The sequence below is a fragment of the Streptomyces sp. NPDC044719 genome, from assembly GCF_056433405.1.
The window spans coordinates 463,393-478,263 of sequence record NZ_JBWKHE010000001.1; the positions used below are offsets into that span (position 1 = coordinate 463,393).

Sequence of the window (14,871 nt, forward strand, 5' to 3'; positions counted from 1 at the left end):
TCAGTACTTGCGGCCCGCGACGGCCGGCGCCCCGTGCCGGGGCCCGTACGGCGCGTGCTCCAGCCATGATCCGCACCACGGCAGCACCGGCGCCAGGGCCGCCGCCGCCCGCTGCCTGACCCGGACGGTACGGCGGTGCGGCCGCAGATGGTCCAGGGCCGTACCGGCGGCGGCGCTGTTGAACAGGCCCGCCGCCCGCCGCACCTCGGCGAAGTGCGCGACCGCCTCGCCGGTCCCGGCGGCGATCGCCTCGGCGGCGGCAGCCGCGTCCGCGATCCCGCTGTTCATGCCGCGTGCCCCGAACGGCGGGAAGAGATGCGCCGCCTCCCCGGCCAGCAGCACGCGCCCGTCCGGATCGGTGAACGAGGCCGCCACCTTGCGCAGGAAGCGGTACGTCGACACCCACATGATCCGGTCGCCATAGCCGTCCCCGACGATCGCGGGCAGCCAGCGCCGCACGGCCTCCTCGGTGCCGTACTCCTCCTGCGCGTCGTCGTCCCGGCACTGCAGGTCCACCTGAAAACCGCCGGTGAACGGCACCCGCATCACACTGCGCCCACCGACCCCGGGGTGCTCGTAGTGGAAGACCCGCTCCAGCGGCAGCTCCGCGCCCGGCACGTCGGCGACGTCCACCACGACGTGGAAGCCCTCGCCGTGCGTGCCCTCCAAGGGGATGCCCAGCTCGCGCCGGACCGCGGAGCGGGCGCCGTCGGCGGCCACGGCGTACGCGCCGGTCCACACCCGCCCGTCCTCGCCCGTCAGCCGCACCTCCGTCTCCGAGGTGCTCACGCCCGCCACGCGCGCGCCCCACACGAACTCCACCCCGGCCCCCTCGCAGGCCGCGCGCAGGAACCGTTCGGTGTCCGTCTGGCGCAGGCTGGTGAAGGGCGGGGGACCCGACGGCGGCGGGAAGGTGCGGGCGTAGACCTCACGCCCCCGGTAGAGGGTGCGCCGGGTGTGCCAGGTCCGCCCGTACGAGGTGATCTCGGCGGCGAGGCCGGGCAGCATCGCGTCCAGCAGCCCAAGGGTCTCCCGGTGCACGAACAGGGCTCGGCTGCCCGGCCGTTCCCGGTCCTTGGGGTCGGCCTCCAGCAGCACCACCGGCAGTCCGTGCCCGCGCAGGGCCAGGGCCGCTGACAGGCCCACCGGTCCGGCGCCCACGACCACGACCATGGTCATGCGCGGGCGCCTTCGGCCCTGCTGCCGGCCAGCATCCGGGCGATCTCCACCCGCTTCACCTTCCACGTCGCGGTCATCGGCAGATCCTCGAACCGCCACTGCCGAGGCTCGGCCATCGCCGGCAGCCCCGCCGTGGCCTTCCGCCAGCGCTCCGGGTCCAGGGGTCGCTCGCCGCGCACGCACACCACCGGCACCGGCTCGCGGTCCGCGCCCGGCACGATGACGACCTCGCGCAGCTCCTCCAGCCGGGACATCAGCGCGTCCTCGACCTCCAGGTTGCTGTGCACGGCGTCGATCCGGTCCACCTCACGGTCGATCAGGTACAGGGCGCCCAGGCGGCTCCGGTAGCCCATGTCGCCCATCTCCCACCAGCCGTCGGTGAGCTGACGGTCGTAGCGCTCCGGCATGCCCAGGTAGGTGAGGATCCGGCCCCGGGTGCGGGCCTCGATCCGGCCGGGCGTGCCGGGCGCGACCCGCCTGCCCTCGGCGTCGGTGACACGGACCCGGGTGAAGCCGGGTATCCCGATCCCGACCCGGCGCCCGTCCACCCGTGCGGCACCGCGCCGCGTCACCACCTGGAACGCCACCGGGCCCGTCTCGCTCTGCCCGTACAGCTGGATCAGCCAGGGCGTACGGCGCCGGGAGGCGCCCAGCAGCCGCCGTACGGTGCGCGGGTGGATGGCGTCGAACGTGGAGCCGTACGACCGGACCCGGGACAGCGGGGCCCCGGGGGCGTCGGCCAGCTCCTCCCACAGCACGAACGTGTTGGGGTGCGTCTCCACGATCCCGGGCCGGTGCCGGACCAGCAGCGGGCCCACCGCGGCCGGATCCGGGTCGGTGATCAGCACCAGCGGGCTGCCGAAGTGCAGCAGCACACCGAGCAGATGGTAGAGGCGCGAGTGCACGAAGGACATGTGCAGCGCCGCCGGCTCGCCACGGGTGGGCCAGCCCATCGCCTGCTGCGGCACGAGCCGGTTCCACATGGTCTGCGCGCAGTGCACGGCAAGCTTGGGGACGCCGGTGGTGCCCGAGCTGTGGGTGATCAGGGCGGGCTCGCGGGGGTGGAGCCGGACCGGCGGGGGCGGCTCGGCGCCGGCGTACTTCGCCAGGGGCTCCGCCCCGGGCGCGTCGTCCACGCAGAGCGTGCGCCGCACGAGCCCGGACAGGGCGAGGTCCTTCAGACCGTCCAGGGTGGCGCCGTCGGTGATCAGCCAGGGGCGGCGCAGCCGTGCGAGGAGCTGCCCGGCCACCTGAGGGGCCAGCGCGGGCGACAGCAGCACGGGCACGGCGCCGATCCTGGAGGCGGCGCAGGTCAGCAGCATGATGTCGACGTTGTCGGCCTTGTGCACGACGACCTGTTCCGAGGGCCGCACCCCGGCCTCCCACAGCCGCCCGGACAGTTCCTCCACCACGTCGGCCAGCACGGTGTAGCTCAGGTCGACCCCGAGGGAGGGGTTGACGTCCAGCGGCCGGTCCAGGGTGACGAAGACGGCCCGGTGCCGGTCGGCGGCGTGCCGGAAGACCGGTCCCAGATAGAAGCCGCGATCGGCGAGCAGGGGCCGGGGCCGGTCCTGGGACTGTCGCATGAGGCCGTTCCTTTCCGAGGTGTTCACCAGGCCCCCCGGCGCACCAGATGGCGGCGGAGCTTCCCGGTCGGGGTGCGCGGCAGCGAGGGGACGAAGCTGACGCTGCGGGGGACCTTGAAGGCGGCGAGGCTCTCCCGCGCCAGGCCGATCAGCTCGTCCGACAGACCGTCACGCGCGGAGGCGACCGGCACCACGAAGGCCCGCAGCCGGCTCGCGCCCCGCCCGTCGGGCACCGCCGCGACCGCCACCTCCCGCACCGCCGGATGGCGGCGCAGCACGGCCTCCACCTCCAGCGGGGAGACGGTGATGCCGCCGACCATCTCCATGTCGTCGGCGCGGCCCAGATGCCGGTAGGAGCCGTCCGGTTCGCGGCACGCCCGGTCGTGGGTGGCCAGCCAGCCGCCGACCAGGGTCCGCGCGGTCTCCTCGGGCCGGTTCAGATAGCCCGGGGTGACCGTCGGCCCGCGCACCCACATCTCGCCCTCCTCGCCGTCCGGCACCGGGCGCCCGTCACGGTCGCGCAGCTCCACCTCGAAGCCGGGCACGGGACGGCCCACGGTGCCCGGGTGGTCGTGGGCGAAGCCGTTGGCGCAGAACGCGTGACCGGCCTCGGTGGAGCCGATCTGCTCCAGCACCGGCGCCCCGAGCAGCGCGGTCAGCTGCCGTGCGAGCCCGTCCGGCAGCCCCTCGCCGGCCGACACCGCGGCCCGCACCGAGGCGAAGCAGCCCTCATGTCCGTGGCCCCGCTCGGCGACCAGCGCGGCGTACGCGGACGGCACGGAGTAGAGCAGCGTCACCCGGTGCCGGGCGACCAGCTCGTCGATGGTGGCCGGGGAGGGGCGCCGGTCCACCAGCACCGCGGACGAACCGGAGAACAGCGGGAAGACGAGGGCGTTGCCGAAGCCGTAGGCGAAGTACAGCTTCGACACCGACAGGGTGACGTCGTCCGCGGTGATCCGCAGCACCCGCCGGCCGACCAGGTCGTGGTACGTCCGTGGATCGCCGTGCGTGTGCACGACGCCCTTGGGGCGGCCCGTGGTGCCGGAGGTGTACTGGACGTACAGCGGGGCGTGCGCGTCGACCTGGTGGGCGGGTGCGGGCTCGGCGGCCGGGGCGAGCGCCATCAGCTGATCCGCTCCGAGCCGGGACCGGCGGGCGAACCGCTCCTCCAGGCCCGGCCCCGTCACGCACAGCAGCGCTCCGGTGTCCTCGGCCAGGAACACATGGTCGGCCGCGGGTAGTTCGGGGTTGACCAGGACCGCGACGGCACCGAGGCGGGCGGTGGCGAGGAAGGCCGTCACCCAGGCGAGCGAGTCGGGCAGCGCCAGCAGCACCCGGTCCCCGGGGCGTACGCCGTACTCGGCGAGCACGGTGGCCGCGCGGGCCGCGAGGTCGTGCACCTCCCCGTGGGTCCAGGCCCGGTGGCCCTGGTGAAAGGCGGTCCGGCCGCTCCACCCGCGCCGCTCGGCGAGTTCGGCGAGCTGGGCCGCCATGTTCCCGGGGGCCTCGGCCTCGGCCGGGTTCAGCTCGACCTCAGGCCTGGTCATCTCGGCCTGATCACTGGTCATCTCGACCTGAGGACTGGTCATCGCCGGGCCTCCCCGGCCGCCCCGGCTCTGTCCCCAGGCGGGGCCTGCCGCCGTATCCGGTCGGCCGTGTGCTGGTGCAGGGCCCGCATCGGGGCCGCGGTCTTCAGCAGCATCTCCTCGTACTCCGCCTCCGGATCGGAGCCGAGCACGATCGCGCCGCCCGCGCCCAGGTGCATCTGGCCGTCGGCGAACACGGCGGTACGGATGACGATGCTGAGATCCGCGCCGCCGCCGCACCCGAAGTAGCCGAGGGCGCCGGAGTACACGCCCCGGGCCTCGGTCTCCAGCGCGTCGATGATCTCCAGGGTGCGCAGCTTCGGCGCGCCGGTCATCGACCCGCCGGGGAAGCAGGCACGGACGCAGTCCACCGCGTCCGTGCCCGGCCGCAGCCGTCCCGTCACGGTCGAGACGAGCTGGTGCACCGTGGCGTACGTCTCCGTGGCCATGAGCTTCGACACCCGCACCGATCCCGTCCGGCAGACCTGTCCCAGGTCGTTGCGGAGCAGATCGACGATCATCAGGTTCTCGGCCCGTGTCTTGTCGTCCGACGCGAGCGCGTCCCGCAGCCGGGCGTCCTCCTCCGGGCCGTCGCCCCTCGGCGCGGTTCCCTTGATGGGCCTGGCCTCGGCGGTACCGTCCCGCCCGATCCGAAGGAACCGCTCGGGCGAGGAACCGGCCACGTCCAGCTGCCCGAATCTCAGGAACGCAGCGTACGGGGCCGGGTTGTCGCGGCGCAGCGTCCGGTAGAACTCCAGCGCGTCGGGCGGAGCGGGTAAACGGGCGGCGTTCGTGAGGCAGACCTCGTAGCTGGTGCCGGCCCGCAACTCCCGCTGGCAGGCCTCGATGTCCGCGAGGTACGTCGCCCGGTCGCGTACGAGCCACGGCTCGGCGGCGCCGGGGTCGGCCGGGGCCGGCTGCGCGGGCAGCGGCGTCCGCTCCGTCGCCACGCAGCTGAGGTCCGCCAGCGCGCTCTCCAGCCAGTCGGCGGCCTCCCGGGCCGCCTGCGGGGTGTCCTCCGCGACGCACACGGCGTAGGTGAAGCCCTCCTGGTGGTCCACCGCGATCACCCGGTCGGCGAACAGCCAGGCGGCGTCCGGGGCGGGGGAGCGGTGCCGGTTGGGCGACCCGCAGTCGGCCTTCACCTCGTAGCCGAGGTAGCCGACGTAGCCCCCGGTGAAGTCGAACGGCAGCCCGGTCGCGTCCACCCGGCGGTTCGTCAACTGCCGCTTCAGATAGTCGAAGACACTCGCCGCGACCTTGCGCACCGGCCGCCCGGCCCGCTCGATCTCACAGCGCCCGGCGGTGACGTCGTACCGCACGAACTCGGCGAGCGGCCCGCTGTCGTCCCCCAGGAACGAGAACCGCGACCGCCCGGGCTCGACCAGGGAGCTGTCCAGCCAGAACGACCGTCGAGACGCGGCGAACATCCGGGTGAAGGCCGCCTCGGTGTCGACGGCACCGGTGACCCGCCGGGTGTGCAGCCGGTAACCGACCCGGCCGGGCCGCCGGGGGCGGGGGATGGCGGCGGCGGGCGGCTTGGGAGGCAGGGGGACGTCGTCGCCCGCCGCCACAGCCCCGTCAGCCCGGGACATCGCCGAAACGGGGAAGACGGCAGCAGGCCGAGGCACCGCGGCCCGCGGCGCACCCGCCGTGGCCCCGCCCTGACTGCCGGCCCCGACGCCGGAACCAGCCCCCGCCCGGCTGCTCAGCTCGGCCTCCGGCTCATTGCCGGCTCCGGTCTTGGGGGTGGCCGCTGCCCGACCGTTCGCCACAGCCCCGGCAGCGGCCGCAGGCCGGGAGCCTGCCCCGGCTTCGGAAACGGCCCCGGGCTGATCGCCGGCCCCGGCCCCGGATGCAGCCGCCGTCCGGTTGCTCAGCTCGGCCTCCGGCTCATTGCCGGCTCCGGTCTCGGGGGTGGCCGCCGCCCGACCGTTCGCCACAGCCCCGGCAGCGGCCGCAGGCCGGGAGCCCGCTCCGGCTTCGGAAACGGCCCCGGGCTGATCGCCGGTCCCGGCCCCGGATGCAGCCGCCGCCCGGCTGCTCAGCTGGGCCCCGGGAACATCCGCCGTCCGACCGGTCGCCCCGGCCCCGTCAACAGCCGCAGGCCGGGAAACCGCTCCAACCGGCGCCTGAGCCCTCGCCGTGGCCCCCCGTGCCCCCGTCGGCCGGCGGACCCCCGCGTCGCACTCCGGCACCACTGCACGGCGGCGGGCCGGGACCTCGGGGGACGGGACCGCCGTGTTCTTCGTGCGCAGCTTGCCGGCCCGTTCGGCGGTCAGGTTGCGGAAGTTCACGAGCATGCGGTGGCCGTACTCCGTGAGGACGGACTCCGGGTGGAACTGCACACCCCACAGCGGCCGGCCGCGGTGCCGCAGTCCCATCAGGACACCGTCCTCCGCCCAGGCCGTGGCCTCGAGCGCCGGAGGCAACGGCTCGCGCACGGCCAGCGAGTGATAGCGCACGGCGGTGAAATGCTGCGGCAGGCCCCGGAACAGATCCTGTTCGTCATGCCGGACCGTGGTGAGATGCCCGTGCCGCGGTTCCGGCGCCGGACCCACAACACCCCGCTCCCCGAGCGCGATGCCCTGATGGCCGAGACACACGCCGAGCACGGGAACCGGGGAGGTCGCGAGCAGCCTGGTCCCGATGCCGAAGTCACGCGCGTCACCCGGGTGCCCGGGGCCCGGGGACACCACCAGATTGTCGAACTCCCGGAGATCCGGGATCCCGTCCGCCGGCGCGTCGTTGCGCACCACCACCGGCTCCTCGCCATTGACCTCGGCGATCAGCTGGAACAGGTTGTACGTGTACGAGTCGTAATTGTCGATGAGCAGTGTCTTCACCCGCCCACCTCCCTCTGTTCGTTCGCGGACCTACGTGGCCCGGCGTTTGTGCCGCCCACGAAGCGCCTGGAGCGACGGGTACAGCCATTTCCTGAAGAAACGCTGGAGGCGCGGCATGAGAATCCAGGTGACAAGGGCGGTCACACACAGACATAACAACAGCGTGCGTATCAGTGCATTGAGGTCACCGAGATAAGGAAGAATCGTCAGATTGAACAGGAGCACCGGCGGAAAAACCGCGCTCATATTCACGAACCACAGTTTCCATTTCTTCGGCGGCGCCGGCGGCGCGGGCGTCAGCGTCTGCGCTTCGAACCAGGCCCTGGCGCCCGGCACTCTCCGGCGCTCCGCCTCCCGCGCGACCCCCTCCAGCCGGGCGTCCCACTGTGACCGGGAGGCTGATCGCTCCCAGGCCAGGGCCGAACCCTCGCTGGCGAAGCGATAGACGACATGCCACTCCGCCCCTCCGTCGACAAGCACCCCACCCCCCAGAAAACCCGGCTGCCGCGCGGTCGCGCCCAGCATGGCCCACCCCCAGGAGTGGAAGTCGGCCGCACGGCCCGGCGTCACGCGATAGGCCACGGTGACCGTGACGGGATTACTGGTCACGCCGTACCGTACGGAAAGCGGTTCCCGCGCGTTCAAGATTCAACAAACAATTTTCCGGCCGTCCGGAAGTTGTCCGGAACGTGAAGCTTTACGGCGGGTGCGCCTCCTGCCGCAAAGCCCAGCTCACTGCCGAGAAGCCCAGCTCACCGCCGAGAAGCCCAGCTCTCTGCCGAAAAAGCCAGCTCACTTCGGCGCGACCGCGTCCTCCCCGGCTTCCCCCGCCGCCCCGCCCCCGGACTCCACCGGCGCCTCCCCGAACCGCGACAGCGCCAGCGCCCCGGCCACCGCCACCGCGAAACCGAGCACCGCCAGCCAGCCCAGCCCCTCCCGCGTACGGTCCCCGAGCCAGATCACGCCGATCAGCGCGGGCGCGACCGTCTCCCCGAGCACCAGACCGGCGGTCGCGGTGGTCACCGACCCGCGCTGCAGGGCCGAGGTCAGCAGCAGGAACGCGGCACCGCCTCCGAGCACCAGCGCGTAAGCCGCCGGGTTCGTGAAGAGCTCCCCGGGCGACAGCCCGTCGATGAGCCGGACCGCCACCTCCACCACCCCGAACCCGCAGCCTGCCCCCAGGCCGAGCGCGAGCGCCCGCCCCCGCTCCGGCAGCCGCCCGCCCACCGCCCCGAGCAGCAGCACTCCGCCCGCCGCCCCGAGCATCGCCCACTTCAGCCAGTCCGGCCCCGCCTCGTCGCCCTCCGCCCCGGCCGCAAGGCCCAGCAGCGCGAGCCCGGCGCACACCACCCCCACCGCGGCCCACTCCACGCGGCTCAGCCGCACCTCGAGCAGCCGCGCCGCGACCACGGCCGTCACCGCGAGGCTCGCGGCCAGCGCCGCCCCCACGGCGTAGATCGGCACCGACCGCAGTGCGATGATCTGAAGCAGGAATCCGAGCCCGTCCAGCGCGAGCCCCAGCAGATACCGCCACTGCCGCAGTGCCCGCCACAGCAGGGCCACGTCCCCGCCCGGGCCGGTCGCCGCGGCCGCCCGGGCGGCCATCGCCTGCAACACCGTCGCCGTACCGAAGCAGACGGCCGCACCAAGGGCGCACACCATTCCAAAGATCACAAAACGACAGTAGGGGAGGGGGTGCGGGCAGGGGGGCATGTACGCCCGCTCTCACCCCTCTCTAGGCTGACCGCTCGGCAGTACCCGACGCGGTACACGCGCCGTACACGACACGAGGGAACACGGGGGAGAGAAGAACATGGCCGAAACACGGCGGCGACTGCGCTCGAGCACGGTGGTGCTGGGCGGTATGGGTGTCCTCGCGGCGGCCCTGTCCGCATGCGGCTCCGACCCGGACCGCCGCTGTGTGGACCGGGACAGCAACGACTACATCAACGGCTACAAGATCGTCGCCGACAAGAACTGCAACTCCGGCTCCTCGTCGGGCTCCTCCTACGGCAAGGGCCGCAAGAAGACCGGCAAGACCACGAACGCCGACTGGTACTACGACGCCGACGTCAGCGGCGGCTACGCCGACAACGGCACCTTCAGCCGCAGCGAGGCCGTCGACCGGGGCGGCTTCGGCTGCTCGGGCTCCGGCAGCGGCGGCGGCTGAGCGGGCCGCGCAGATGGAACGCCACACGATGGAGCCCCGCCCCGGCTGGCAGCAGACCGTCGAGGAACAGGGCCTGATCTACCCCCTGACCCGCTACCCCGACGACTCCCTGCGCCCCTACTGGGACGAAAGCGCGTACTACGTCTTCACCCTTCCGGAGGTCGAGGCCCTGGAGGAGGCCGTCGAGGAACTCCACCGCATGTGTCTGGCGGCGGCCGCCCACATCGTCGCCGAGGACCGTTTCGCCGACCTGGGCATCACCGACCCGCGCGTCGCCCGGGCGGTCGCCGAGTCCTGGCACCGCCGCGCCGAACTCCCCTCCCTCTACGGCCGTTTCGACCTCCGCTACGACGGGACCGGCCCGGCCAAGCTCCTGGAGTACAACGCCGACACCCCCACCTCACTGGTCGAGGCCGCGTCCCCCCAGTGGTTCTGGATGGAGGAGCGCTTCCCCGGCGCCGACCAGTGGAACTCCCTCCACGAACGCCTCATCGACGCCTGGAAGAAGCAGGCCGCCCTTCTCCCGCCGGGCAGCCCCCTGTACTTCGCGTACTCCTCCGCCGACGAACTCGGCGAGGACATGATGACGGTCGCCTACCTGAAGGAGACGGCCGAGCAGGCGGGCCTGGCCACCGACTGGATCGCCATGGAGGAGATCGGCTGGGACCGCCTCTCCGGCCGCTTCGTCGACAACCGCCTCCGCTTCATCCGCAGCGCCTTCAAGCTCTACCCCTGGGAGTGGCTCACCACCGACCGCTTCGCCGGCCACGTCCTGGACACCCTCGACAACGGCGGCGGCACGGGCTCCACGCTGTGGATCGAACCGGCCTGGAAGATGCTCCTCAGCAACAAGGCACTGCTGGCGATCCTCTGGGAGCTGTACCCCGGCCACCCCAATCTGCTCCCGGCCTACCTGGACGGCCCCCGCGACCTGCCTGCCCACGGCTGGGTCGCCAAGCCCCTCCTCGGCCGAGAGGGCGCGGGCGTCACGATCCACGACCCCGGCTCCCCTCCCACCCTCCGCGACGAACCCTGCGTCTACCAGCAGCTGGCCCCCCTGCCCGACTTCGACGGCAACCGCGTGGTCCTGGGCGCCTGGGTGGTGGAGAACGAGTCGGCAGGCCTCGGCATCCGGGAGTCGTCGGGCCTGATCACGGACGAGTACGCCCGCTTCCTGCCCCACGTGATCCTTTAGCCCACGTGATCCTCAAGACGTCCCTCAGGGGCACGTCCGTCAGGGGCGCGGGGAACTGCGCGACCAGCCACAACGCACCCGCACCCGGCAACGCAGAGCAACCCGGCAGACGCTCCCCCGCCCCAGCCGGTAGGCTGATCGCCGGGCCGTGACTGGCGCGCTGGGATGGACAAACCATCGGGGAGCGGCCCGAGCAGAGAGTGCCGTGCGCCTGGGCCGTACCGTGAACGCTGAACGCAACGTCCGGAGGTCCCCATGCCCGAGCCCCTCTCCACCGCTTCCACCGCCTACCGCGCCGCGCTGGACGTCATCCGCGCCGTGGAACCCCGCGTAGCGGACGCCATCGGCCAGGAGGTCGCCGACCAGCGCGAGATGCTCAAGCTGATCGCCTCCGAGAACTACGCCTCCCCGGCCACGCTCCTGACGATGGGCAACTGGTTCAGCGACAAGTACGCCGAGGGCACCGTCGGCCGCCGCTTCTACGCCGGCTGCCGCAACGTCGACACCGTCGAGTCCCTGGCCGCCGAGCACGCCAAGGAGCTCTTCGGCGCCCGCCACGCCTACGTCCAGCCGCACTCCGGCATCGACGCCAACCTCGTCGCCTTCTGGGCCGTCCTCGGCGCCCGCGTCGAGGTGCCCTTCCTGGAGAAGACCGGCGTCCGCCAGATCAACGACCTGACCGAGGCCGACTGGGCCGAGCTGCGCCAGGCCTTCGGCAACCAGCGCATGCTGGGCATGTCCCTGGACGCCGGCGGCCACCTCACCCACGGCTTCCGGCCGAACATCTCCGGCAAGATGTTCGACCAGCGCTCCTACGGCACCGACCCGGCCACCGGTCTGATCGACTACGAGGCCCTGCGTGCCCAGGCCCGCGAGTTCAAGCCGCTGATCATCGTCGCGGGCTACTCGGCCTACCCCCGCCTGGTGAACTTCCGGATCATGCGCGAGATCGCCGACGAGGTCGGCGCCACGCTGATGGTCGACATGGCGCACTTCGCAGGGCTGGTCGCGGGCAAGGTCCTGACCGGCGACTTCGACCCGGTCCCGCACGCCCAGATCGTGACGACGACCACACACAAGTCGCTGCGCGGCCCCCGTGGCGGCATGGTCCTGTGCGACGACTCCCTGAAGGACCAGGTCGACCGCGGCTGCCCGATGGTCCTCGGCGGCCCGCTGCCGCACGTGATGGCCGCCAAGGCGGTCGCCCTCGCGGAGGCCCGCCAGGAGTCCTTCCGTGACTACGCCCAGCGCATCGTCGACAACTCCCGCGCCCTCGCCGAGGGCCTGATGCGGCGCGGCGCGACGCTGGTGACGGGCGGCACGGACAACCACCTCAACCTGATCGACGTCGCCTCCTCCTACGGCCTCACCGGCCGCCAGGCCGAGGCCGCCCTGCTCGACTCGGGCATCGTCACCAACCGCAACGCGATCCCCGCCGACCCGAACGGCGCCTGGTACACCTCCGGCATCCGCATCGGCACGCCCGCGCTCACCACGCGTGGCCTCGGCACGGCGGAGATGGACGAGGTCGCCGGCCTCATCGACCGCGTCCTCACCAGCACGGAAGCGGGCACGACCAAGTCGGGCGCCCCCTCCAAGGCCCAGCACATCCTCGACGCGAAGGTGGCGGACGAGATCTCCCAGCGCGCCACGGACCTGGTGGCGGGCTTCCCCCTGTACCCCGAGATCGACCTCGGCTGAAACGCCCCTCAAGGGGCGCGGGGAACTGCGCGACCAGCCACGACGGTCCCGTAGTTCCCCACCCGCCGAAACCACCCACACCCCTCTGAGACAATAAGAAACATGGCCTCTGACCGTCCCCGCGTGCTCTCCGGTATCCAGCCCACCGCCGGCTCGTTCCACCTCGGCAACTACCTCGGCGCCGTCCGCCAGTGGGTAGCCCTCCAGGAGACCCACGACGCGTTCTACATGGTCGTCGACCTGCACGCGATCACCATCCCGCAGGACCCGAAGGACCTGCGCGCGAACACGCGCCTGGCCGCGGCCCAGCTCCTCGCGGCCGGTCTCGACCCGGACCGCTGCACGCTCTTCGTCCAGAGCCACGTCCCCGAGCACGCCCAGCTCGCCTGGATCATGAACTGCCTCACCGGCTTCGGCGAGGCCGGCCGGATGACCCAGTTCAAGGACAAGTCCGCCAAGCAGGGCGCCGAGCGCGCCTCCGTCGGCCTCTTCACCTACCCGATCCTCCAGGTCGCGGACATCCTGCTCTACCAGGCCAACGAGGTCCCGGTCGGCGAGGACCAGCGCCAGCACATCGAGCTCACCCGCGACCTCGCCACTCGCTTCAACGGCCGCTTCGGCGAGACCTTCACCCTCCCGAAGCCGTACATCCTGAAAGAGACGGCGAAGATCTACGACCTTCAGGACCCGACGATCAAGATGAGCAAGTCGGCGTCCACGCCGAAGGGCCTGATCAACCTCCTCGACGAGCCGAAGGCCACCGCGAAGAAGGTCAAGAGCGCGGTCACGGACACCGACACCGTCATCCGCTTCGACGCGGCGGAGAAGCCCGGCATCAGCAACCTCCTCGGCATCTACTCGACCCTCACCGGCGAGAGCATCGCCGAGCTGGAGGCGAAGTACGAGGGCAAGGGCTACGGCGCGCTCAAGACGGACCTCGCGGAGGTCATGGTCGATTTCGTGACGCCGTTCCGGGAGCGCACCCAGCAGTACCTGGACGACCCCGAGACGCTCGACTCGATCCTCGCCAAGGGCGCCGAGAAGGCACGCGCGGTCGCCGCGGAAACCCTTTCCCAGGCGTACGACAAGGTCGGTTTCCTGCCCGCCAAGCACTGAACCCGCCCCCGCGCACAGCCGTACCACCCGACAGCGCTGTACATCACTCTGGTTGCGCCTGCCCGTAACCCGGCCGTGGCCGTACAGTCGATATCCGGGTGGTCGTATCAGCGACCCGCCAACTGAACGACAGGAGACGACGTGGGGACCGTAACGATCGGTGTCTCGATCGCGGTCCCGGAGCCTCACGGCAGCGAGCTCCAGCAGCTGCGCGCGGGCTTCGGCGACGCCTCGGCGCACGGTATCCCCACGCACGTCACCCTGCTGCCGCCGACGGAGATCGACGAGGACGCCCTGCCGGCCGTCGAGGCGCATCTGACCGAGGTCGCCGCGGCCGGCCGGCCGTTCCCCATGCGGCTGTCCGGCACGGGGACGTTCCGGCCCGTGTCGCCGGTCGTGTTCGTCCAGGTCGTCTCGGGAGCGGAGGCCTGCACGGGCCTCCAGCAGCAGGTCCGCGACCCCTCCGGGCCGGTCCCGCGCGAACTGCAGTTCCCGTACCACCCGCACGTCACGGTGGCGCACGGCATCGACGAGGCGGCGATGGACCGCGCCTTCGGGGAACTCGCCGGCTACGAGGCCGAGTGGCCCTGCACCGGCTTCGCCCTCTACGAGCAGGGCGCCGACGGTGTCTGGCGCAAGCTTCGCGAGTTCCCCTTCGGAGGCGCGGTCGTCCCGTCCCAGGCCGGCCCCGCGGAACGCGGCTCGGTCCCCACGCGCTGAATCGGCATCAGATAGGCAGCCGCCGGAACACCCCACGTGGCAGATGGCGCAGTGCCGCCATCACCACGCGCAGGGCGCCCGGTACCCACACCGTCTCCGAGCGGCGGCGCAGCCCCAGCTCCACGGCCGTCGCGACCGCCTCGGGCGTGGTCGCGAGGGGCGCCTCGGGCAGGCCGGCGGTCATCCGTGTACGGACGAAGCCGGGGCGTACGACCATGACGTGCACGCCCGTGCCGTGCAGCGCGTCGCCCAGGCCCTGCGCGAAGGCGTCGAGGCCGGCCTTGCTGGAGCCGTAGATGAAGTTCGCGCGACGGGCCCGCTCGCCTGCCACGGAGGACATCACGACCAGGGAGCCGTGCCCTTGGGACTGGAGCGCGCGGGCGCACACCAGGCTCGCCGAGACCGCGCCGGTGTAGTTGGTCTGCGCGACCCGCACCGCCGCCTCCGGCTCCCGCTCGTCCCGGGCCTGGTCGCCGAGCACGCCGAAGGCGAGCAGCACCATGTCGATGTCGCCCTCGGCGAACACCTTGCCGAGCACGGCCTCGTGGGAGCCGGGGTCGAGCGCGTCGAAGGCGATGGTGTGCACATCGGCCCCGAGCCCGCGCAGCCGCCCGCCGGCCTCCTCCAGGGCGGCCGAGGGGCGGCCCGCCAGCCAGACCGTGCGGGTGCGGCGGGCGATCAGCCGGCGGGCGGTCGCCAGCGCGATCTCCGACGTACCACCGAGGACGAGCAGGGACTGGGGGAGACCGAAGGCGTCCTTCATGACAGCTCC

Annotated in this window: 12 protein-coding genes and 1 riboswitch; of the genes, 5 read left to right on the forward strand and 7 right to left on the reverse strand. The window is 72.5% G+C overall.

What is annotated here, in order from left to right:
- From AC07DF_RS02210 to AC07DF_RS02235, 6 genes are all read right to left on the reverse strand, one after another.
- The gene (locus AC07DF_RS02210; RefSeq protein WP_478966094.1) at window positions 1–1,179 is read right to left on the reverse strand and encodes an FAD-dependent monooxygenase; all 1,179 of its coding nucleotides are present in this window, start codon (window positions 1,177–1,179) and stop codon (window positions 1–3) included.
- Complete coding sequence (locus AC07DF_RS02215) at window positions 1,176–2,765, reverse strand: class I adenylate-forming enzyme family protein (RefSeq protein WP_478966096.1); 1,590 nt, start codon at window positions 2,763–2,765, stop codon at window positions 1,176–1,178. The genes AC07DF_RS02210 and AC07DF_RS02215 overlap by 4 nt, the downstream gene beginning before the upstream one ends.
- 23 nt (window positions 2,766–2,788) lie before the next feature.
- A complete protein-coding gene (locus AC07DF_RS02220; protein WP_478967552.1) occupies window positions 2,789–4,312 on the reverse strand; it encodes an AMP-binding protein in 1,524 nt (507 codons plus the stop codon).
- Between the two features lie 38 nt (window positions 4,313–4,350).
- Window positions 4,351–7,197 carry an aminodeoxychorismate synthase component I gene (pabB, locus tag AC07DF_RS02225; RefSeq protein ID WP_478966098.1) on the reverse strand — a complete coding sequence of 949 codons (2,847 nt, stop codon included), beginning with the start codon at window positions 7,195–7,197 and terminating at the stop codon, window positions 4,351–4,353.
- A 30-nt stretch (window positions 7,198–7,227) separates the two neighbouring features.
- Window positions 7,228–7,806 carry an antibiotic biosynthesis monooxygenase gene (locus AC07DF_RS02230; RefSeq protein ID WP_478966100.1) on the reverse strand — a complete coding sequence of 193 codons (579 nt, stop codon included), beginning with the start codon at window positions 7,804–7,806 and terminating at the stop codon, window positions 7,228–7,230.
- A 183-nt stretch (window positions 7,807–7,989) separates the two neighbouring features.
- On the reverse strand, window positions 7,990–8,859 hold the full coding sequence (locus AC07DF_RS02235) for a hypothetical protein (RefSeq protein ID WP_478967554.1): 870 nt from the start codon (window positions 8,857–8,859) through the stop codon (window positions 7,990–7,992).
- Window positions 8,860–9,010: 151 nt separating this feature from the next.
- Here AC07DF_RS02235 and AC07DF_RS02240 point away from each other — a divergent pair, with 151 nt between their 5' ends.
- The 5 genes from AC07DF_RS02240 to AC07DF_RS02260 all read left to right on the forward strand — a co-directional run bounded on the left by AC07DF_RS02240 (window position 9,011) and on the right by AC07DF_RS02260 (window position 14,099).
- Window positions 9,011–9,367 carry a hypothetical protein gene (locus AC07DF_RS02240; protein ID WP_478966102.1) on the forward strand — a complete coding sequence of 119 codons (357 nt, stop codon included), beginning with the start codon at window positions 9,011–9,013 and terminating at the stop codon, window positions 9,365–9,367.
- Between the two features lie 13 nt (window positions 9,368–9,380).
- A complete protein-coding gene (locus tag AC07DF_RS02245; protein WP_478966104.1) occupies window positions 9,381–10,562 on the forward strand; it encodes a glutathionylspermidine synthase family protein in 1,182 nt (393 codons plus the stop codon).
- Window positions 10,563–10,700: 138 nt separating this feature from the next.
- A riboswitch (ZMP/ZTP riboswitch) is annotated at window positions 10,701–10,786 on the forward strand.
- A 31-nt stretch (window positions 10,787–10,817) separates the two neighbouring features.
- Entirely contained in the window at window positions 10,818–12,263 is a 1,446-nt protein-coding gene (locus AC07DF_RS02250) for a glycine hydroxymethyltransferase (RefSeq protein ID WP_478966106.1), read from the forward strand.
- A 102-nt stretch (window positions 12,264–12,365) separates the two neighbouring features.
- On the forward strand, window positions 12,366–13,379 hold the full coding sequence (gene trpS, locus AC07DF_RS02255; RefSeq protein WP_478966108.1) for a tryptophan--tRNA ligase: 1,014 nt from the start codon (window positions 12,366–12,368) through the stop codon (window positions 13,377–13,379).
- Window positions 13,380–13,520: 141 nt separating this feature from the next.
- Window positions 13,521–14,099: a 2'-5' RNA ligase family protein gene (locus AC07DF_RS02260; RefSeq protein ID WP_478966110.1), complete on the forward strand. Its 579-nt coding sequence runs from the start codon at window positions 13,521–13,523 to the stop codon at window positions 14,097–14,099.
- Between the two features lie 7 nt (window positions 14,100–14,106).
- Here AC07DF_RS02260 and AC07DF_RS02265 read toward each other — a convergent pair whose 3' ends face one another.
- Window positions 14,107–14,862, reverse strand: coding sequence for a decaprenylphospho-beta-D-erythro-pentofuranosid-2-ulose 2-reductase (locus tag AC07DF_RS02265; RefSeq protein WP_478966112.1), 756 nt, complete (start codon window positions 14,860–14,862; stop codon window positions 14,107–14,109).
- Between the last annotated feature and the right edge of the window lie 9 nt (window positions 14,863–14,871).